Origin of the sequence: Timonella sp. A28 (genome assembly GCF_051200815.1) — a bacterium.
Taxonomy (GTDB): domain Bacteria; phylum Actinomycetota; class Actinomycetes; order Actinomycetales; family Cellulomonadaceae; genus Timonella.
On record NZ_CP195159.1, the window covers coordinates 2,410,565 to 2,432,055 of the forward strand.

Below are 21,491 nucleotides of genomic sequence, written 5' to 3' on the forward strand. Positions count from 1 at the left end.
AATACATGTCTCGTGCCTCCTTGGATAAGAAGCCGCAAGAAGTGGCGTCAATGTTTGATGCAATAGCCGCTAAATATGACGTCACAAACGATGTCATCTCACTGGGTCAAGATCGTGCCTGGCGTCGGGCAACGGTTGCAGCCGTCGACCCCAAGCCGGGAGAGCGGATCCTTGACCTTGCTGCTGGTACCGGCACATCGTCAGAGCCTTTTGACGCTGCCGGTGCACTCGTCGTACCGTGCGATTTTTCCTTTGGAATGTTGAGCGTAGGTAAAGAGCGCCGACCTGATCTGTCATTTGTGGCAGGAGACGCAACTCGTCTACCTTTTGCCGATGACTCATTTGATGCGGCAACTATTTCTTTTGGTTTGCGTAATGTCGCAGAAACGGGGCAGGCGCTCGCAGAACTACATCGAGTGGTGAAACCTGGCGGGCGCGTGGTGATCTGTGAGTTTTCCACTCCAACGTGGGCTCCTTTCCGTAAGGTGTATTCGCAGTACATTATGAAAGCCCTGCCAAAGATGGCCGGCGTTGTGACGAGAAATTCTGGGTCGTACGACTACCTAGCTGAGTCAATCGAGCAGTGGCCTACACAAGAAGAGCTGGGCGCTTTGATGCAGGAAGCGGGATGGCGTAAGGTCGCGTTCCGTAATCTCTCGGGCGGCATCGTTGCCTTGCATAGAGGTACTAAAGTTTCGTAATTCATTAGTGATTCCCAAGGCTTAGGGGCCTTGGGAATCTTTGTGTGCGTACAGTTAAGCGGGTGCGTGATGAGGCACACAATAAAAACATCCATAAATCGAGACTAAACGTCTCAAAAATGCAGGTAACTGGAAAGTTGTCAGATGGATTTTCAAACCGTAAACGCTGAAAAATAGCGATTTTTGCTTAAAAATCCTGCCCAAGGAAGGGTAGCCTAAGCAGACGGTCGATGTGATCATCGCTACAGTGTCATGTGGGCTTGTGAACGCCTTCACAAGAACCATGTTTTCTGATGGGTCAAAAAGACGTAAATCCTGCATCTGCCCAGCCCGCCCGCCCCGGCACTGCTAGGACCTCGGTCCCAAAGAAACAGAAGAGAACTAACAAAGTATTAGGTGAACGAAAAAGGCATAGGCAACGTTGCCCATGGCTGCACCGAACACTTGGTGCGGCTGTTTCGTGACAAAGCGAAGCGGGTCGTAGCACATGCCACTATCGATCAAAACTGCATGACCTATCGAATAACTGGTTCGATCAGACGCTACGAATCGTGAGGTGGCTTCGGTATGACCAACCCATATGTTCCGCTCCTAGTGCTCATGGGGATAGCCCTTGTGCTTGCCCTCGGTGGCGTCATAGCAAGTGCACTGATCGGACCGAAACGCTATAACAAGGCAAAACTCGAAGCCTACGAATGCGGAATACAACCCACCCCGCACGCAGTCGGTGGCGGAAAATTCCCAATCAAGTACTACCTCATCGCAATGACCTTCATCATTTTCGATATCGAGGTAGTTTTCCTATATCCATGGGCTGTCGACTTTACCCACCTCGCTGCATTCGGGTTAGTCGCAATGCTCTCATTCCTTGCCCTCATCACCGTGCCATTCATTTACGAATGGCGACGCGGTGGATTCGACTGGGCGTAGCAGAAAGGGCATCATGTCACACGACGAAGCAACCCCAGGATTTCTCCTCACCTCAGTTGAAGAGCTCGCCGGAACATTCCGTAAGGGTTCCCTCTGGCCCGTAACCTTCGGCCTTGCATGCTGTGCAATCGAAATGATGGCAACAGCATCAAGCCGCTTCGACCTTTCGCGCTTCGGCATGGAAGTTTTCCGAGCCTCGCCGCGCCAAGCAGACCTCATGATCGTGGCAGGACGCGTAAGCCAAAAAATGGCACCCGTAGTCCGCCAAGTCTATGACCAAATGGCAGAACCCAAATGGGTTCTTTCCATGGGCGTGTGCGCCTCATCCGGAGGAATGTTCAACAACTACGCGATTGTGCAAGGCGTTGACCACATCGTCCCCGTCGACATTTACCTACCAGGCTGCCCACCACGCCCAGAAATGCTCATCAATGCAATTCTTGAGCTGCACACGCAGATACAAACAGAGCCACTATTCGGTCACCGCAAAGACATCGTTGCAGCCGTAGAAAAAGCAGCGCTCGAAGCACAGCCACTTTCACACATGAAAGGCCTGCTCAAGTGACAGAACTAACTCCACAAGACGGAGCAGAAAAACCAACACGTGCGCCTTCACTGTTTGCTCAAGCAGATGAAGTCGTTGGCAAACGAACCGGAATGTTTGGCACCTCCAGTGGAGACACCACAGGATTTGGTGGCCTGACCACACACGTCATTCTTGCGCAGAACTCACCGCGACCATACGGCGGCTGGTTTGACGACGCAGTAGATTTCCTCACCGAAGTACTCGCAGAACAAGGCATAGACCCAAACGAAGCAGTGGAATCAGTCGCCGTCGATCGAGGTGAACTCACCCTCTTCATCAACCGCACGTACCTCCTCGAAGTCTGCACGATCCTCAGAGACGACCAAGACCTACGTTTCGAACTGAGCCTAGGCGTTTCTGGAGTCCACTACCCAGGCGACACCGGACGTGAACTCCACGCCGTCTACCACCTCACCTCAGTGACACACGGGCGCAGCCTGCGCTTAGACGTTGCCGCACCAGAAACTGATCCCACAATTCCAAGCACCGTGAGCGTATACCCAGCAAACGACTGGCACGAACGCGAAACATTCGACTTCTTTGGCATCAACTTCACCGGACGCGACGAACTCACCCGAATCCAAATGCCAGACGACTGGCCAGGCCACCCACAGCGCAAGGACTACCCGCTTGGCGGCATCCCAGTCGAATACAAAGGCGCATCCATTCCACCGGCAGACCAAAGGAGGTCATACTCGTGAGCACCCCGCAAGGAACACCACACGCAACACGAGCAGACTACACAGACGACTCTGCCCCACAGTTTGATGCGTCCGGCGGAGACTGGGACAAAATCACTGAAGAAATACGTCAACTCGGTGAAGAACGCATCATCGTGAACATGGGTCCACAACACCCATCAACGCACGGTGTGCTGCGACTCATGATCGAAATGGACGGCGAACACGTCACCGAAGCACGTGCAGGTATCGGATACCTACACACAGGTATCGAAAAAAACATGGAATACCGCACGTGGGTGCAAGGCGTAACCTACTGCACCCGCATGGACTACCTCGCTTCAATATTTCAAGAAACTGCTTACTGCCTTGCTGTCGAAAAGCTGCTAGGCATTACCGAAGACATCCCAGAACGCGCATCCATTATTCGGGTGCTCATGATGGAACTGCAACGCATCGGATCTCACCTAGTGTGCCTCGGTACGGGTGGAAACGAACTCGGTGCGACAACCGTTATGACCGCAGCATTTACTGGACGTGAAGAAGTGCTGCGTCTCTTCGAAATGGCCTCAGGGTTGCGTATGAACAACGCATACATTCGCCCAGGTGGAGTCGCACAAGACCTCCCAGCAGGATTTATTCCAGCAGCCCGTGACGCACTCAAACTCATTGTGAAATATGCGCGGGAACTCGAAAATTTAACCCTGGCAAACCCCATCTTTAAACTACGCACAGTAGGAGTCGGGCACCTCAACTTGTCTGGCGCTATGGCGTTAGGAATCACCGGCCCAATTCTGCGCTCTGCAGGTCTCCCATATGACGTGCGCAAAGCACAACCGTATTGCGGATACGAAACATACGAATTCGATGTTCCCGTATTAAAGAACGCGGACTCATACGATCGTGTTGTCTTGCGATTTGAAGAAATCCGTCAATCAGTGCGCATCGTCGAGCAAACCCTAGAACGACTGGAAAACACCGCAGGCCAGCCAGTTATGGTCGACGACAAAAAAATTGCGTGGCCCTCACAGCTTGCGATCGGTGCAGACGGTCAAGGAAACTCCTACGAGCACATCCGCAACATTATGGGAACCTCCATGGAGGCCCTCATTCACCACTTCAAACTTGTTACCGAAGGCTTTAGAGTCCCAGCCGGACAAGTCTGGCAAACGGTGGAGCACCCTCGCGGTGAACTAGGCGTCCACCTCGTATCAGACGGCGGAACTCGCCCATACCGAGCCCATTTCCGCGACCCCTCGTTCAACAACCTGCAAGCCACATCCATCATGTGTGAAGGCGGGCAAGTAGCTGACGTTGTTGTCGCAGTAGCATCAATCGACCCAGTTATGGGAGGTGTGGACCGGTGACCGCTCCACGTGACATGCCAGAAACCACCGCTACACACGGGTACGAGCCAGACGTACACCAACGGCTCGTCCGCGAAGCGCAAGAAATCATCGCCCGCTACCCAGTACCACGGTCGGCGCTGCTACCAATGCTGCATCTGGTGCAGTCAGAAGACGGCTACGTATCGCGTCGCGGTATCGAATTATGTGCGCACCTACTCGACCTCACCACAGCCGAAGTTTCAGCAGTGGCCACGTTCTACACCCAGTACAAACGCAAACCAAATGGCGACTACACCATTGGAGTATGCACCAACACGCTATGCGCGATTATGGGTGGCGACGAAATCTTCGACGAACTGTCCGAACACCTCGGAATCGGTCACGACGAAACCACTGAAGACGGAAAAATCACTCTAGAACGAGTCGAATGCAACGCGGCATGCGACTACGCCCCAGTGGTCATGGCGAACTGGGAATTTATGGACAACCAAACGCCAGAAACCGCAACCACACTCGTCGACGACTTGCGTGCCGGAAAAGAGGTTGCCCCAAGCCGTGGACCCAACAAAATCTGTACGTTCAAGCAAGTCTCACGAGTACTTGCAGGATTCCCCGACGGACGCGCAGACGAAGGCACCGGCGGTGGAAAGGCAACAGTGGAAGGCACCATCCTCGCCCGTGAAAAAGGCTGGGAAGCACCACAGTCCGTAAATGAAGGTGACGCAAAGTGACACAGTACAACACCGTGCTCGCCCCAGTAATGAGCGCATTTTGGGATCACCCACAGTCGTGGACCATGAAAACCTACCTCGAACACGGCGGGTATGAAGGTCTGCAAAAGGCGTTTACTCAAAAGCCCGAAGACCTCGTTACAACAGTGAAAAATTCTGGTCTGCGAGGACGCGGCGGCGCAGGATTCCCCACTGGAATGAAATGGGGCTTTCTGCCACCCGCCGATGGAGGACCACGCTATCTCGTCGTGAATGCCGACGAATCAGAACCAGGAACGTGCAAAGACATCCCACTGATGATGGCTGCACCGCAATTCCTCATCGAAGGTGTCATCATCACCTCATATGCCATCGGCTGCAATCACGCCTTTATTTATCTGCGTGGTGAGGTCGTGCACGTGTACCGCAGGCTCATGCGTGCAGTCGAAGAAGCCTACGAAGCCGGTTATCTCGGAAAGAATATCCAAGGTACAGGCTTCGACCTCGACATTACGGTGCACGCTGGAGCAGGAGCATACATTTGTGGTGAAGAAACAGCACTGCTTGACTCGCTAGAAGGACGACGAGGCCAGCCTCGCCTGAAACCACCATTCCCCGCAGTAGCAGGACTGTACGCGCGCCCAACGGTGGTCAACAACGTCGAATCTGTTGCGTCAGTGCCTCAGATTGTGAACCGCGGTGCCGACTGGTTTACCGCGATGGGAACAGAAAAATCTGCTGGTAATGGTTTGTTCTCACTCTCAGGTCACGTCACGCGACCAGGACAGTATGAAGCCCCACTCGGTATCACTTTGCGTGAACTGCTCGACATGGCTGGTGGCATGCGTCATGGTCGAGAGCTGAAGTTCTGGACACCAGGCGGCTCATCCACACCACTGTTCACAAAAGAACACCTTGATATTCCGCTCGACTACGAATCTGTTGGTGCAGCCGGCTCAATGCTTGGCACGAGGGCCCTACAAATCTTTGACGACACCACTTCAGTGGTGCGAGCCGTAACCCGATGGACAGAGTTTTACGCTCACGAGTCATGCGGTAAATGCACCCCATGCCGTGAAGGAACATACTGGCTCAAACAAGTTTTACGTCGTCTAGAAGAAGGCAAGGGCCAGCCAGGGGATATCGAGACACTCCTCGATACGTGTGACAACATCCTTGGCCGCGCTTTTTGTGCTCTGGGAGACGGTGCAACATCGTCTATCACCTCAGCGATCACATACTTCCGCGAGGAATTTGAAGCAGGAATGCATACCGCAGCACGTGACTTGTTCCCGCCGCAACGGTCAGCACTTTTTGAATACACGCCAAAACAGCGCACGATGCTGGCAGGAGTCGGAGGCCACTAATGACCGACAACATTACGTTCACACTTGACGGCGTCGAAACTGAGGTTCCGAAAGGAACACTCGTTATTCGTGCCGCAGAAGAAGCAGGAATTGAGATTCCACGTTTCTGCGATCACCCGCTGCTTGAACCTGCCGGTGCATGCCGTCAGTGTCTTGTAGAAGTTGAACTGCCAGATCGCGAAGGTAACTTGCGGGCAATGCCAAAACCGCAAGCATCATGCACGCTTGAGGCAACACCGGGCATGGTGGTTCGTACCCAAAACACCTCACCTGTAGCAGATAAAGCTCAAAAAGGTGTTCTTGAGTTACTCCTCATCAACCACCCGTTAGACTGCCCAATCTGTGACAAGGGCGGCGAATGCCCGCTGCAAAACCAAGCGCTCAGTCACGGACATGCTGAAACTCGTTTCATCGATGTGAAACGTACTTTCCCGAAACCGATTTCTGTGTCAACACAGATTTTGCTTGACCGGGAACGATGCGTTTTGTGTCAACGATGCACACGATTCTCTAAGCAAATTGCTGGCGACGCCTTCATTGACTTGCAAAAACGAGGCGCACAACAACAAATTGGTCGCTTCGATGAAGCCATTCTCGGGTTTGCTCAAGAACCTGCGGGTGGATGCCAAGGATACGCGCCGCGAGACATCGACACTGTGGCACGCAATGACATTGCCGGGTTAGCACACGAAGAACTTGCAGCAGACGCATATGCATCAACCCCTCAAGGTGAAACTCCAGTAGGTGCTGCTGAAGTTGATGAGTCTGGGCAAGTGTTCTCGTCGTACTTTTCTGGGAACACCGTACAGATTTGCCCAGTAGGTGCATTAACAAGCGCAGCGTATCGCTTCCGTTCCCGCCCATTTGATTTAGTGTCAACCCCAGCGATTTCTGAACACGATTCGTCCGGTTCAGCGATCCGCGTTGACCATCGTCGTGGAACTGTTATGCGTCGTTTGGCGGGCAATGATCCTCTCGTAAATGAGGAATGGATTACTGACAAGGACCGTTTTGCTTTCACGTGGCAAAATGCGCCCGGACGCCTCACACAACCGCTCGTGCGCGACCGCAATGCGGATGGAACGCGTGGGGAACTGCGTGAAGCGTCATGGGCGGAAGCAATCAAAAAAGCTGCGGCAGGCTTACAAGCAGCCCACAACAATGATGTTTCACGCGTGGCAGTGCTGCCAGGTGGTCGGTTAACCATTGAAGACGCCTACGCGTATGCAAAATTTGCCCGCGTTGCACTACACACCAACAACATTGACTACCGTGCCCGTTCCCATTCAGACGAAGAGCTCAACTTCTTGGGCTCTACAGTTGCCGGTTCTGGCGTTGGAGTTACTTTCCGCGACCTCGAAGCAGCAAAAGCAGTGCTTCTCGTCGGATTCGAGCCCGAAGAAGAAGGCGGAATTGTTTTCTTGCGGCTACGTAAAGCAGCCCGTAAAGGAACACTCACAACGTATGCGATTGCACCGTACGCAACACGCGGTATCCAGCGCATAGGTGAACACGGAGCCACTCTTTTACGCACAGCTCCAGGCGACGAAGCCCGCACACTATCGAGTCTCACCGTAAGTGAGAACACGACCGAAGAACTCACACAAGCTGCCGCTGATCTCCGGAACAACGCCATCATCATTGTCGGTGAAAGGCTTGCAACATCACCGGGCGCATACACGGCTGTTCTTAAGCTCGCAGACGAAACAGGCGCACGAGTAGCGTGGATTCCACGTCGTGCAGGTGAACGAGGTGCCGTAGAAATGGGTGCCTTGCCGTCCCTACTGCCTGGTGGACGCCCTGTTTCAGATAATGCGGCACGAATTGATTTAGCGGCCGCATGGAACATCGATTCTTTGCCAGCTGAGCCCGGCCACGACGTCACCCAGATCGTTGATGGGCTGATCAATAAGTCACTCAGCGCAGTCGTCCTTGGCGGTCTAGAACTATCAGACCTTCCTCAACCACAACGCGGACACAAAGCGTTAGAATCCGCTGACTTTGTAGTGTCACTTGAAGTCCGTGAATCAGACGTCACACCGTACGCTGACGTTGTGTTCCCAGTCGCCCCACCTACCGAACGTGCAGGCGCCTACTGGAACTGGGAAGGCCGCGTGCGACCATTCGGGCGCGCACTGACAACAAGTGCCCAACCAGACCACAGGGTGCTGTCGTCACTAGCCGACGCGCTCGGGCTATCTATCGCGCTCGGGCAGTTAGAAGACGTCCGACGAGACATCGATCAACTCGGCGTATGGGACGGTGCCCGCACGGACAAACCAGACACCGCCCCCGTACCTGCGCATGAGCTTGCTGACAGTGAAGCGGTTCTTGCAACATGGCATCAACTCCTTGACGCAGGAGCATTACAAACAGCAGAACGGTTCCTCGCCGGTACGGCAAAAACCCCTGTTGTACGAGTGCACACCAAAACCGCAGCAAAACTGGGTGTCACTGATGGGGAACCACTCACTGTTAGCACACCACACGGGCAGATCACCTTGCCTGTTGCACTCACTGATATTGCAGAAAATGTAGTGTGGCTTCCGCTGAAATCGCCAGGTTCTTTCGTCTACGAAACCCTAGGCGTTGACGCGGGAGCAGTCGTAACGCTTCACCCAGCACTTGTTGCAGCACACGTTGGTGCACCAGAAGGGACGGAGGCATAATGGCCGACTTTTCAAACGACGGAATTGTCACGTACATCGTCAAATCCGTATTGATTCTTGTTTTCCTGTTGCTGAGTGTTCTTGTCGCAATTTGGTTTGAACGCAAAGTAGTGGGACGTTTACAGGTACGCCCCGGGCCTAACGTGCACGGTCCATTCGGGTTGCTGCAGTCCCTCTTTGACGCAATGAAACTGCTCCTCAAAGAAGACATCACGGTGAAAGCCGCGGACAAGTTTGTGTACATTCTTGCGCCGATGATCTCAGTATTCTGTGCGCTTCTCGTCTTTGCGGTTATCCCATTAGGGCCAGAAGTCACCGTTCCATTCACAGACATTGTCACGCCGCTACAACTCACCGACTTCCCAGTCGCTACGTTGTACATCCTTGCGTGTGCTTCCGTAGGTGTGTACGGCATCGTGCTTGGTGGGTGGTCTTCAGGATCAACCTATCCGCTCCTCGGTTCCGTACGATCAACCGCACAGGTCATCTCGTACGAACTAGCCATGGGGTTGTCCCTCGTTTCCGTATTCATCATGGCCGGTTCCATGTCGACATCGGAGATCGTCGCGTCGCAAGAGTACGTGTGGTGGTTCTTGCCGCTCCTACCGGCATTCATCATCTACCTCATATCGATGATGGGAGAAGTTAACCGTCTCCCATTCGACCTTCCAGAAGCAGAAGGCGAACTTGTATCCGGGTATATGACGGAATACTCCTCGATGAAATTCGCATGGTTCTTCCTTGCGGAATACATCAACATGATCAACGTATCTGCCGTGGCAACCACATTATTCTTTGGCGGCTGGCGGGCACCATTTGGGCTTGGCGCCATCAACGACGGCATGTTCAACGAAGGTTGGTGGGGGCTGCTATGGTTCCTCCTCAAGATGTGGACCTTCATGTTCATTTTCGTGTGGGTGCGAGGAACCCTCTTACGTTTCAGATACGACCAGTTCATGTCACTGGGCTGGAAAGTACTCATTCCATTCGCCTTGGCGTGGATCTTTGTGCTTGCCTTCTTCCAAGGACTTCAAAGCTTCCTCACCTTTGATGCCCGCCCATTCTTATTCGGCGCCGCAGCCATAGCCTTCGTGGTACTCATGGTCACCATCGTCGTAGATGTGCGTGCAACAAAGCGCGCTCCAGCGCGTGACCCCCACGACCACGAAGAAGCAACATTCGATGCTTTCGCAGGAGGCTACCCCGTGCCACCACTACCAGGGCAAGCATTACCACCCTCACCACGTGCGTCACGGACTAAAACTGCTACGGCAACAGTGAACCAACTTGAAGTCGCAACCGACGTCACTACACGTTCAAAGGAGGCAAATGATGAGTGAGACACCGCAGGGGAGCACCCCCGATCATTTGCCGGGCGCAGACGAGTATCAGAGCCTCATTCCAGAAAATACTGGGGTAAAGAAAATCCTTGCCCCAGTAGCCGGTTTTGGAGTGACACTTAACTCGTTCTTCAGTCCCGTTGTTACGGAACAATACCCATTCGAAAAAGTTGGTACCAAGCCTCGCTATCATGGTCGCCACCAACTCAACCGATACCCTGACGGCCTAGAAAAATGTATCGGCTGTGAACTATGTGCGTGGGCCTGCCCAGCAGACGCCATCTATGTTGAAGCAGCAGCAAACGCCGACCTGCCAGAGGGACAACACATCTCGCCAGGAGAACGATACGGCGCTGTTTACCAAATCAACTACCTACGCTGCATATTTTGTGGATTATGCATTGAAGCGTGCCCAACTCGTGCACTCACAATGACGAACGAATTCGAGTTAGCCGGTCCCACACGAGAAGGCCTCATCTACGAAAAAGAGGACCTCCTAGCACCGCTACGAGACGGCATGCTTGCCGCCCCTCACCCGATGGTAGAAGACACGAAAGACACCCAGTATTATCGCGGGGAAATCACTCGTCCAACTCAAACACAAATCGATTGGGTTGAAGAGCACCGCCCCGACGAACCTACCCTTGACGCTGCTCGAAACGCAGTAGAAACCAACAAGGTGGTGCAGTCATGACCTCCGGAGCTGAGGCCATCCTCTTTTGGTGCATTGCACCGCTTACCGTGCTTGCAGCACTTGGACTAATTTTTGCCCGCAAAGCAGTGCACGCAACTGTGTGCATGGTCTTTGTCATGATTTCACTAGCGGTTCTTTACATCGCTAACGAAGCACCTTTCTTAGGCATCGTCCAAATTGTGGTGTACACGGGAGCAGTCATGATGCTGTTCTTGTTCGTCATCATGCTTGTGGGTGTTGACACGAGCGACTCACTCGTCGAAACCCTCAAAGGTCAACGCTTTATCGGATGGCTCCTAGGAATCGGTTTAGGTATCGTCCTCATCACCTTCCTCGGCAGAATGACATTATCTGGCGGAATGGGCCACCAAGCGACAGTGGACAACAACCCCGCAGAACTCGCCCGAGTACTCCTCGGAAACTTTGTTTTCCCACTAGAACTCGTCGGCATTTTGCTTGTCACCGCAGCAATCGCTGCACTGACCATGACCCACAAACGCAAACTCGCTAAGCGAATCGGCCAAAAAGAACTCGCAGATGCGCGCGTAGCCTCAGGCGCACGCCTTACCCCACTCCCAAGCCCGGGCGTATTTGCGCAACGCAACGCCATGGACGTGCCAGCACTCGACCCACACGGAAAACCAGTGGAATCCTCCGTGTCGCGTGTGCTTCGCGCTCGTGGGCAAGACAAAGGCCCCATCTACGACCCAGATATTGAACTGTTAGACGAAGCCGGAAAGCCAGCCCCAAGCACGTGGGAACGCACCGGCTCTGCCGCCACACCAACAGAAGCAGACCACAACACCGATAACCCAACAGCTACCGGTTCACCTGCAGACGAAGACAAGGAGAACTGACGTGGATTACGCAAACTACCTGTACCTCGCGGTTATCCTCTTCACCATTGGTGCAGCAACTGTTCTGTTACGCCGAAACGCCATCATCATGTTTATGGGTATCGAGCTCATGTTGAACGCCGCAAACCTAGCGTTTATAACCTTTTCACGAATTCACGGCGACCTAACCGGTCAAGTTGTCGCATTCTTCGTCATGACAGTAGCTGCAGCAGAAGTTGTTGTAGGACTAGCAATCATCGTGTCCATTTATCGATCACGCAGAACGGTGTCAGTCGATGACGTCAATCTGCTCAAGAACTAGCCGGGAGTCACTGACATGATCAACGCTTCATGGCTCCTTATCGCCATACCGCTTCTGAGCGCCGCCATCCTGCTCCTAGCAGGAAAACGTTCAAACAGTTGGGGGCATTGGCTGGGAGTAGCCGCTTCGGCCCTCACCTTCGCTGTTGGCGCAGGAGCACTTATTGAACTGTTGACTCGAGACGCAAGCGAACGAGTCATCGACATTACGCTCTTCCAATGGATCACAGCAGGCACACTCGATGTCTCCGCCGGACTACGAGTCGACCCGCTCTCCTTGACCTTCGTCATGCTCGTCACGTTCGTCGGCACACTCATCCACATTTATTCAGTCGCATACATGGAACACGACGCAGACCGGCGCCGCTTCTTCGCGTATCTGAACCTATTCGTGGCCTCCATGCTTATTCTGGTGCTCGCCAACTCGTACCTGTTGCTCTTCGTCGGTTGGGAAGGCGTCGGCCTAGCCTCATACCTCCTCATCGGGTTCTGGAACCACAACCCCAACTACGCAACAGCAGCGAAAAAAGCATTCGTCATGAACCGTATCGCCGATGTCGGAATGATCATCGCGCTTGGCGCGATCTTCACCCAATTCGGATCGCTAGATTTCACGACCGTGCACAATGAAGCAGCAGCCACCGCAGCAGCAGGCCACACCGGCGTGCTCACCCTCATCGGTCTTATGCTGCTACTCGCAGCATGCGGAAAATCGGCACAATTCCCATTGCAAGCATGGCTCGGCGACGCGATGGCCGGCCCAACCCCCGTATCAGCACTTATCCACGCGGCCACAATGGTTACCGCAGGTGTGTACTTAATTGTTCGTTCCGGACCAATATTTAACGAAACACCAACAGCACTTCTCGTCGTCGCCATCATCGGAGCGATCACGCTGCTCTTCGGAGCAATAGTCGGATGCGCCAAAGACGACATTAAGAAAGCACTGGCAGCATCAACCATGTCGCAAATCGGTTACATGATGCTGGCCGCAGGACTTGGACCTATCGGATACGCCTTCGCCATATTCCACCTGCTCACACACGGCTTCTTCAAAGCAGGAATGTTCCTAGGCGCAGGATCCGTCATGCATGGCATGAACGACGACGTGAACATGCGTAACTTCGGTGGGCTCTCAAAATTCATGAAAATCACGTGGATTACATTCGGTCTAGGCTGGCTTGCAATCCTCGGTGTACCGCCATTCTCTGGATTCTGGTCAAAAGACAAAATCATCGAATCAGCGTTTGCCGCAAACCACGGAGAAGGCTGGCAGCCATGGGTATTCGGCCTCGTCGCATTAATTGGCGCCGGAATCACAGCTTTCTATATGTCACGACTCTTCTTCATGACATTCCACGGAAAAGCACGATGGTCAGACACCGAAAATGACGAATTAGTGCAACGCCACCCACACGAATCACCAGCACTCATGACCTGGCCAATGATCATCTTGGCTGCTGGCTCTGCTCTCCTCGGACTAGTCCTAGCACTCGGAAACAACTTCGTAGTGTGGCTCGAACCCGTAACTGGACATGCAGAACACCACGACCCAGTCATCGCGATTCCAGTCATCATGATCTCCACACTCGTGATCGTCGCCATCGGAGCGTTCCTCGCATGGCGCCAATATGGAGCCTCAACGGTACCTACCCAAGCACCGCACGGTTCACCACTGACCCGAGCAGCTCGAGCAGACCTCTACCAAGACCCCGTAAACGAAACACTGTTCATGTTGCCAGGGCAATACGCAACGAGAACCCTCGTCTACGCGGACAAAAAAGTTGTTGACGGTTCATTCATGGGGCTTGCCTCATTGATCGGAACTATCGGAATCGGACTCAAAAAACTCCACAACGGCTACATACGCTCGTATGCAGCCATGATGCTGGCAGGACTCATTACTGTGCTCATTATCGTGTTTGCGATTTGGAACTGAGGGGAGTGAACCAATGAATTTCGAGACATTACCGTGGATCACGATCCTCGCAGTGGCTCCGACACTCGGAGCAATAGCGTTGTGGCTTCTCCCCACAGGTATGGCACGACTAGCCCCACGAATCGCATTAGCAGTGTCACTTGTGGAAGTAGCATTACTCGTCGGTGCTTTTACCGTCTTTGACGTCACCCGCTCGGGAACATACCAGCTCGTCGAACACATCTCATGGATACCGCAAATCGGCACAACATATGCGGTTGCCGTCAATGGAGTATCACTACTTCTGATCGCGCTCGCGGTACTCCTTGTGCCGTTGGTTATTCTTGCGGCGTGGAAAGAACAAGGTGTTGGCCGGCTGACAGATGATGCTGAGTCCGCGCACAATAAATTACGTCACTACTTAGCGCTGGTTCTGCTTCTCACCACTTTTATGGTGTTGATCTTCGCTGCACGCGACGTGTTCTTGTTCTATGTGGTCTTTGAAGCAATGCTCATTCCGGTGTATTTCATGATTGGCTTCTTCGGAAATGGGGCTCGTCGTCGTTACGCTGCAATCAAGTTCTTGTTGTACTCCCTTGTGGGAGGGCTCATCATGTTGGCTGCAGTTATCGGAGTGTACTTCCAAGGACCAGGCGGAGAAACCGGTTTCTTGACGGAAAACCTCACCGCAGCTGTAGCAGATCCGAACGTTGAAAAGTGGCTCTTTGTCGGATTCTTTATCGCTTTTGCGATCAAAGCACCTATGTTTCCTGTGCACACATGGCTACCTGACACTGCGCAACACGCTCCTGCGGGAACCTCAGTGCTTCTTGTTGGAGTACTAGACAAAATCGGAACATTCGGAATGCTGACCTTGTGTCTGCCGCTTTTCCCGAATGCGTCGCAGTGGGCAGCGCCCGTCATCATTGTGTTCGCTGTGATCTCGATTATTTACGGTGGGCTTCTTGCAATAGGTCAACGCGACCTGATGCGTCTGATTGCGTATACGTCGGTCTCACACTTTGGTTTTATCGTGTTGGGTATCTTCACCTTTACTGCCGCTGGAACCGCAGGAGCTTCCTTCTACATGGTTAACCACGGGCTCTCAACAGGTTTGTTGTTCCTTGTGGCCGGGTTCTTGTTCTTGCGCTCACCCACTGGCGAATCGCAACTGCTCGCAGATTATGGCGGAATGCAAAAAGTTACTCCCGTGCTAGCTGGCGTTTTCCTGGTTGCCGGACTTTCAGCGCTTGCCATGCCTGGGCTCTCCACCTTTATTTCAGAAATCACGGTGCTCATCGCAACGTATGAAGTAAACGTGTGGGCGGCTGTGTTTGCGGCGACTGGTGTTGTGCTAGCGGCTTTGTATGTGCTGCTGACTTATCAAAAGATTTTTACTGGCCCTAAAGTCGATGAGTTAAAAGACGCCCCAGATTTAGATGCACGAGAGAAAATCGTGGTCGCTCCGCTTATTGCGCTACTTCTTATTTTAGGTTTTGTGCCAGGTCTTGCCCTGCAATATTTAGATGATCCTGCAGCCGCAAGTATCTCCGTGATCGAAGGGGACACAGAATGATTACTCAGGTTCTTCCAGAGGCCCCGTTTGAGGCACCACAGATTATGTGGTCTGTCTTATCGCCGGTCTTAATCGTGGCGGGTGCCGGAGTCTTTTCTGTGCTCATTGAAGCTTTTGTGCCAGCAAAGTTCCGCAGAGCTACACAAATAGCTGTTGTGCTTTTGGCGCAAGTTGCAGCTTTACTAACGTTGATATGGCTGGGTGTTCGACACTTTGGATCAGGTAATTTAGGCCCAGCGCTTCCCGTTAATCAGGCGATTCACTTTGATTCGTGGACTCTTGCGATTCAAGTTTTGCTTATTGTCTGTTCTCTGCTTGCCACGCTTGTACTGATTGACCGAACTTCAGCTCGGCTTGATCCTTTCGCGCCTACTGCGGCTGCAGTTCCTGGGTCGCAGTATGAGGAGCTTGCTCGCACAAAGGGCCTGCAGCAAACCGAGGTCTTTCCACTGATGCTGTTTGCAATCACCGGCATGATGGTGTTCCCTGCAGCGGGAGATCTTGTAACCATGTTTGTGGCGCTTGAAGTGCTTTCGTTGCCACTGTATGTGTTGACTGCGATGGCTCGTCGGCGTCGTTTACTGTCGCAAGAAGCAGCGCTGAAATACTTTGTTTTGGGTTCTTTCGCATCAGCTTTATTCCTGTTTGGTGGAGCGCTACTTTACGGTTATTCAGGGTCTGTCACCCTTATCGGTATTGCTCAAGCAGCTAGCGCGCATGCACAATCTGGGCAAAGTGCAGAGTTTGGTTTGCTGCTCATTATGGGGATTGTCCTCTTGCTTGCTGGTGTGCTGTTTAAGATCGGTGCAGTTCCGTTCCAAGCTTGGACACCGGACGTGTATCAGGGAGCACCTACTGCAATTACAGGGTTCATGGCTGCCTGCACAAAAATCGCTGCTGTGGGGCTTTTCTTGCGGTTAGTGATCTATCTGGTGTTGAACTCCTCTGAAGAGGTTTCCCACGCGTTACAGCGCGGACTGTGGGTGGTTGCAATTGCGACGATGATTGTCGGAACAATTGTTGGTCTGACCCAAACTGATATGAAACGTATGCTGGCGTACTCCTCAATCGCTCACGCTGGGTTCTTGTTGGTAGCGATTCTTGGTCTTGCTGACTACACGTTGAGTGCAGTGTTCTTTTATCTGCTCGTGTACGGTGTATCGACGGTTGGCGCTTTTGGTGTGGTCACCTTGGTGCGAGAGATCGGTCCGGAAGGCGAGATCCTTGGCGAAGCAACTCATATTGGACAGTGGGCTGGGTTGGGGAAACGCAGCCCTTTCATCGCCGGTATTTTTTCGCTCTTCTTGTTGTCTTTCGCTGGTGTTCCATTAACGGCCGGGTTTATCGCTAAGTACAGCGCTTTTTCTTCTGCTTTTGCAGGAGGGAATGAGGTTCTCGCTTTTGTTGGTGTGGGGGCGTCTGCGATTTCGTTGTTCTTCTACATCCGAGTCATGGTGTTGATGTATTTTGTGGCTCCTGCAGAGGACCGGAACATTTCCGGTGAGTCCACTCAATCTGGAAGAAACCTTGCGGACCCTGCAGAAGACGATGTTGTTTCTTCTGCACCTGAAGGCGAGAATGCTGCTGTGCGAACGTCTGTTGTGGTGCTTGAGACTGCTCCACACGTTGCAGTGGTGAAAGCAGAAGGTACTGCATATGCTGCGATTTTGTTGAGTGCAGGCTTTGTCTTGTGGGCTGGTCTTTTCCCCGCTCCGTTACTTGAACTTTTAGTCAACTTTTTAGGTTTCTAAACTGGAATGCGGAGGCATCCACCCTGTAACAGGGTGGATGCCTCCGTTTCTGCGTGTCTGTGAAGCGTTATAGCGCAGTAACCATGTACTTTCAGACGTGATTAACCGCATGAAGTTGGTTGTGGGATAACTCAGGGCTAATGCAGAAATTGCGGTAAGTTAGTTAGACCGTCCAGTGGCGTTCGGCTGCCTGCCGTTTCGCTTCCCATCTCACAAGGCAAAGTTTGTTTCGTGACTACTGTTTCCCTTGCGCTTCCTCTTGAAGATGAGCAGCTCGCCCAGTCTCTTGCACATGAGATGGATGAGGTTGAAAGTGCTTTGCGGTCTGCTGTTGAGAACGCAAACAGTCTTGTAGCTGATGCATCACGCCATTTGATTTCGGCTGGTGGTAAGCGTTTGCGCCCGTTGTTGACTTTGTTGGTGTCGCATTTGGGCATGGGAGTTAATGACGAGGTTCGTAAAGCTGCTGTCGTTGTTGAGTTAACTCATTTGGCTTCGCTTTATCACGACGATGTTATGGATTCTGCACCTTTGCGTCGAGGGGCTCCTGCTGCACATGAGGTGTGGGGAAACAACGTTGCGATTTTAACGGGAGATTTGTTGTTCTCTCGGGCTTCAGCGTTGACGAGTCAGTTGGGTACTGAGGCTGTTGCTGTGCAAGCTCAAACGTTTGAGCGTTTGTGTATGGGGCAGTTGCAGGAGACTTTGGGGCCAGCCGACGACGCTGATCCTGTTGCACATTACATTCAGGTGTTAGCAGATAAAACTGCTTCTTTGCTTGCTACGTCGGCGGTGTTTGGCGCAAAGTTTGCTGGTGTTTCTCAGGAGATCCAAGATAAGTTGGCTCAATATGGTGAGAAAGTTGGCGTTGCTTTTCAATTAGCGGACGATGTTATCGATCTGACGTCTTCTGGCGCGATAACGGGTAAGACTCAAGGAACTGATCTTCGCGAGAAGGTTCCTACTATGCCTGTTTTGTTGTTGCGTGAGTTGGTGGCTAGTGGTTCGGCGTCTTCTGACGATGTGGCTCTTCTTGAGCTTATTGATTCTGATTTGAGTTCGGATGAGGCTCTGGAGCGAACCGTAAAGTTGTTGCGTGAGCATGGAGTTGTTGAGCAAACGCGTGTTCGTGCGAGCGAAATTGCTCGAGCTGCTGTGTCTGAACTTGAGGGGATTCCTGAAGGACCTGTGAAAGACGCGCTAGTGAAATTTGCAGGTGCTTTGGTAGACCGAGTCGCCTAGTTTTTGGCGTCTGATCTCTTCTTTCCAAATTGCCACTTTTCGAGATACCGTAAACGTCGAATAGTGTTGTGAACATCTTCGATTGGTCTCGTTGTGGCTCTTAGCTATGTATCTGGCAACGGTGTTCTTGTTGCCGCTCATGATTTTATTGTTTTTCTTCCTGACGGGGCAAAGCCTCAAATTTTGCGGCAGTTGTGGGAGCAGAGCAGCGCTGCTGCTCACCGTAAAGGCTTTTTAGGGGTTTTACAGGCGGTTACTAGTTCGCTTGATCCGACATTAGAAAACCTTCCGCGTTTCGCAATCGTTGAGTTGGGCAAGCGTAGTGGTGAGGCGCGCGAAATCCGGATCGCGGTTTCTGGCGATACGTTAGTTGAAGTGAGCGTTGCGCATAAGGACGAATTGCTGACTTTGCGCGGCAATGGCGTAGCAATGTGGCTTGAAGAGCAGATTTTAGATGCTTTATCTGTGCGGTTCTGTGCGCAGTGTGATGAGGCTGTAGACGGCGAGGCTCCCACCGAGGGATTCCCTTTGCGTGAGGGCGTTGTATTGGCTGCTGGCGCGGTGTGGCGTGTGCAGGTGAACGATGATTCTGGGTGTTTTGAGGCGTTAGTTGAGGATTCTCAGATTGCTGTTGAGGAATCTTTTTCTGTTGATGTAGATGCAGTTGACGATGATTTTGGTCGAACAATTGCGGAGATTCCTGAGGAATGGCTTGCGCATGATGCAGCTGAAGAACAAGAGCCGGCAGCGCCTATTGTCAATGTTGTAAGTGGGGCTTCTCCTGGTGATAGCGGTTCAGGGGATGTGCGTGTGCGTGAGACTGAAGTATTGAGTGTGTCTCGTATTGATGTTGCTCCAACCGAGGTTGTTGCACAGAAGGATTCTTCGAGTGGAGATTCTGCTGTTGCGGATTCTGGTGAGCAGTCTCGTCGGGGTCGGTATGCTGCGGCAACGCAGGTTATGTCTCCGCCGGTTATGGGTTCAGTGGGCTTTGTGCGGTTTTCTCATGGGGAAGTGGTTGAACTTGGCGTGCCTTTGGTGGTTGGGCGTAAGCCTACTCATGAGGGGTCGGGGGCTGTTGCTCATGCGCGTATGATTTCGGTGCCGAGTCCGTCGAAGGATATTTCTCGTAATCATGTGGAGATCAGAGTTGAGCATTCGCATGTTTTGGTGACTGATTTAGGGTCGGTTAACGGTACGTTGTTGCGTAGGCAGGGTGCTCTTGAGCGGTCTTTGGCTGCGCATGAGGCGACGTTAGTGATTAACGGTGACGTTATTGATTTAGGTGATGGCGTTACTTTGACGTTTGACCAGTTGCGTTAATGTCATGCGGCGTGCACCGTGGGTTCTACGCTTTGAGACGCCGTTGCCATATTTTGTCCTAAGAGGCACGCTAAGCGCATGGGGAGTTCTTCCCTTTGGGGGCAATATTGTGGCACATGGGTAGAATTCACCCAACATAATTGGATACAGTCAACGTTTGTACTGGTAGCACGCAGGGAATAGGGAGTCGAGTTCATGTCAGCACCGCAGATGACACTTGAATACTGCGGCGAATGGTTTACGCCAGACGCAGTTCAACCTTTCGACATCGGCCGTGAAGGTGATCTCACTATTGACGACAATCCTTATCTGCATCGTAGGTTTTTGAGGATCTCTTTTCAAGATGGGATCTGGTGGCTATCCAACGTAGGTTCGTTACTTTCCGCAACAGTGTGTGACACCAGTGGTGGAGTGCAATCTTGGCTTTCGCCAGGAAACCGAATCCCAATCGTCTTTAAATCAACGACGATTGTCTTTACCGCAGGACCCACAACTTACGAGTTGTTGGCGCATTTGTCTGGTCAGCAATTTGAGACTGAAACGATTGATGCACCAGAAACTGGTGAGCAAACAATTGGAATGATCAACTTTACATTGAGTCAAAAACAACTCATTGTTGCGTTGTGTGAACCAATGCTGAAACGTGAAGGAACTGGTTTTACAGAGATTCCATCGACAGCAGACGCTGCTAAGCGTCTGGGATGGGCGATCACACGTTTTAACCGGAAGCTCGACAACGTATGTGACAAGTTAGACCGTATGGGAGTTAAAGGGCTACGTGGTGGTCCAAAACAACTCGCAACGAACCGTCGCGCACGTTTAGTCGAATATGCAGTGACCACCCGTTTGGTTACCGCAGACGACCTTCCCATTCTTGATCTAACAGACGATGATGCATAACACGTCAGTAGTGACATAGGGCCGCACCCCGCCAGGGTTGCGGCCCTATGTATTTCAACCACGGTGAACCGATTTGCATTATTGGGTCAGACACGACTGAAATTAAGGTATGTCCTCAACTTTGGTTTTCCCTTCAGAAGCGTTCCCGCAATTCCCACGAATTGAAATTGAACGCCCTGAAGGATGGAACGCTCTCGCAGCTGTTGGTTTACCTCTGGCATTAGCCAAAGACGTACCAGCAGGTGTTTTTAGACCAAATGTTCTTGTTACTTTGACTCGACTTGGTGCCGACCACACCGTTGACCAAGCACGTAAAGCTTTCACTGCTAAAACTAAGGCTTTGCCGCGATACAAAGAAGAAAGCAGCCACGTTGTAGATCGCGAAGACTGTGAAGGATTCACTGTTGAAGGCAGGTTCGCTGGGGGCCGTGGTGAGATTATTCATCAAATCGTGACGGTAATGGTAATTAATCGTGGATATGTTTTTGACGTGGTCGAAATCACGGGCACATGTTCCGCCCTTACGGGGGACAATGGAAAGAAAGAGATTCGAGAGATCCTTTCCAGCGTGCATGTCGACATTTCAGGTTCCTGAAAT

General features: G+C 52.3%; 19 protein-coding genes. All 19 read left to right on the forward strand.

Going from position 1 to position 21,491, the window contains the following annotated elements:
- Positions 1 to 5 precede the first annotated feature (5 nt).
- The 19 genes from ACR9EC_RS11395 to ACR9EC_RS11485 all read left to right on the forward strand — a co-directional run bounded on the left by ACR9EC_RS11395 (position 6) and on the right by ACR9EC_RS11485 (position 21,488).
- Positions 6 to 701, forward strand: coding sequence for a demethylmenaquinone methyltransferase (locus tag ACR9EC_RS11395; RefSeq protein WP_435299341.1), 696 nt, complete (start codon positions 6 to 8; stop codon positions 699 to 701).
- Between the two features lie 567 nt (positions 702 to 1,268).
- Positions 1,269 to 1,631 (forward strand): NADH-quinone oxidoreductase subunit A, encoded by a 363-nt coding sequence (locus ACR9EC_RS11400; RefSeq protein ID WP_435299342.1) that lies wholly within the window; start codon positions 1,269 to 1,271, stop codon positions 1,629 to 1,631.
- Between the two features lie 13 nt (positions 1,632 to 1,644).
- Positions 1,645 to 2,196: an NADH-quinone oxidoreductase subunit B gene (locus tag ACR9EC_RS11405; RefSeq protein WP_435299343.1), complete on the forward strand. Its 552-nt coding sequence runs from the start codon at positions 1,645 to 1,647 to the stop codon at positions 2,194 to 2,196.
- The gene (locus tag ACR9EC_RS11410) at positions 2,193 to 2,918 is read left to right on the forward strand and encodes an NADH-quinone oxidoreductase subunit C (RefSeq protein WP_435299344.1); all 726 of its coding nucleotides are present in this window, start codon (positions 2,193 to 2,195) and stop codon (positions 2,916 to 2,918) included. The genes ACR9EC_RS11405 and ACR9EC_RS11410 overlap by 4 nt, the downstream gene beginning before the upstream one ends.
- Positions 2,915 to 4,264, forward strand: a complete 1,350-nt coding sequence (locus ACR9EC_RS11415; RefSeq protein ID WP_435299345.1) for an NADH-quinone oxidoreductase subunit D — start codon at positions 2,915 to 2,917, stop codon at positions 4,262 to 4,264. Before ACR9EC_RS11410 ends, ACR9EC_RS11415 begins: the two co-directional genes overlap by 4 nt.
- Before the next feature lie 14 nt (positions 4,265 to 4,278).
- Positions 4,279 to 4,977, forward strand: a complete 699-nt coding sequence (gene nuoE / locus ACR9EC_RS11420; protein WP_435300656.1) for an NADH-quinone oxidoreductase subunit NuoE — start codon at positions 4,279 to 4,281, stop codon at positions 4,975 to 4,977.
- 29 nt (positions 4,978 to 5,006) lie between these two features.
- Complete coding sequence (gene nuoF, locus ACR9EC_RS11425) at positions 5,007 to 6,323, forward strand: NADH-quinone oxidoreductase subunit NuoF (protein ID WP_435300657.1); 1,317 nt, start codon at positions 5,007 to 5,009, stop codon at positions 6,321 to 6,323.
- Positions 6,323 to 8,992 carry an NADH-quinone oxidoreductase subunit G gene (locus ACR9EC_RS11430; RefSeq protein ID WP_435299346.1) on the forward strand — a complete coding sequence of 890 codons (2,670 nt, stop codon included), beginning with the start codon at positions 6,323 to 6,325 and terminating at the stop codon, positions 8,990 to 8,992. Before nuoF ends, ACR9EC_RS11430 begins: the two co-directional genes overlap by 1 nt.
- The gene (nuoH, locus tag ACR9EC_RS11435) at positions 8,992 to 10,332 is read left to right on the forward strand and encodes an NADH-quinone oxidoreductase subunit NuoH (RefSeq protein WP_435299347.1); all 1,341 of its coding nucleotides are present in this window, start codon (positions 8,992 to 8,994) and stop codon (positions 10,330 to 10,332) included. The genes ACR9EC_RS11430 and nuoH overlap by 1 nt, the downstream gene beginning before the upstream one ends.
- The gene (gene nuoI / locus ACR9EC_RS11440) at positions 10,325 to 11,026 is read left to right on the forward strand and encodes an NADH-quinone oxidoreductase subunit NuoI (RefSeq protein WP_435299348.1); all 702 of its coding nucleotides are present in this window, start codon (positions 10,325 to 10,327) and stop codon (positions 11,024 to 11,026) included. The genes nuoH and nuoI overlap by 8 nt, the downstream gene beginning before the upstream one ends.
- Entirely contained in the window at positions 11,023 to 11,883 is an 861-nt protein-coding gene (locus ACR9EC_RS11445; RefSeq protein ID WP_435299349.1) for an NADH-quinone oxidoreductase subunit J, read from the forward strand. Before nuoI ends, ACR9EC_RS11445 begins: the two co-directional genes overlap by 4 nt.
- Before the next feature lies 1 nt (position 11,884).
- Entirely contained in the window at positions 11,885 to 12,184 is a 300-nt protein-coding gene (gene nuoK, locus ACR9EC_RS11450) for an NADH-quinone oxidoreductase subunit NuoK (protein ID WP_435299350.1), read from the forward strand.
- A 15-nt stretch (positions 12,185 to 12,199) separates the two neighbouring features.
- Positions 12,200 to 14,122, forward strand: a complete 1,923-nt coding sequence (nuoL, locus tag ACR9EC_RS11455) for an NADH-quinone oxidoreductase subunit L (RefSeq protein ID WP_435299351.1) — start codon at positions 12,200 to 12,202, stop codon at positions 14,120 to 14,122.
- A 13-nt stretch (positions 14,123 to 14,135) separates the two neighbouring features.
- The gene (locus tag ACR9EC_RS11460; RefSeq protein ID WP_435299352.1) at positions 14,136 to 15,677 is read left to right on the forward strand and encodes an NADH-quinone oxidoreductase subunit M; all 1,542 of its coding nucleotides are present in this window, start codon (positions 14,136 to 14,138) and stop codon (positions 15,675 to 15,677) included.
- A complete protein-coding gene (gene nuoN / locus ACR9EC_RS11465) occupies positions 15,674 to 17,428 on the forward strand; it encodes an NADH-quinone oxidoreductase subunit NuoN (RefSeq protein ID WP_435299353.1) in 1,755 nt (584 codons plus the stop codon). Before ACR9EC_RS11460 ends, nuoN begins: the two co-directional genes overlap by 4 nt.
- Before the next feature lie 231 nt (positions 17,429 to 17,659).
- Positions 17,660 to 18,670 (forward strand): polyprenyl synthetase family protein, encoded by a 1,011-nt coding sequence (locus tag ACR9EC_RS11470; RefSeq protein ID WP_435299354.1) that lies wholly within the window; start codon positions 17,660 to 17,662, stop codon positions 18,668 to 18,670.
- Positions 18,671 to 18,763: 93 nt separating this feature from the next.
- Positions 18,764 to 19,993 carry an FHA domain-containing protein gene (locus ACR9EC_RS11475; protein ID WP_435299355.1) on the forward strand — a complete coding sequence of 410 codons (1,230 nt, stop codon included), beginning with the start codon at positions 18,764 to 18,766 and terminating at the stop codon, positions 19,991 to 19,993.
- Between the two features lie 195 nt (positions 19,994 to 20,188).
- On the forward strand, positions 20,189 to 20,893 hold the full coding sequence (locus ACR9EC_RS11480) for a hypothetical protein (protein WP_435299356.1): 705 nt from the start codon (positions 20,189 to 20,191) through the stop codon (positions 20,891 to 20,893).
- Between the two features lie 109 nt (positions 20,894 to 21,002).
- Positions 21,003 to 21,488 (forward strand): hypothetical protein, encoded by a 486-nt coding sequence (locus ACR9EC_RS11485; protein ID WP_435299357.1) that lies wholly within the window; start codon positions 21,003 to 21,005, stop codon positions 21,486 to 21,488.
- Positions 21,489 to 21,491 lie beyond the last annotated feature (3 nt).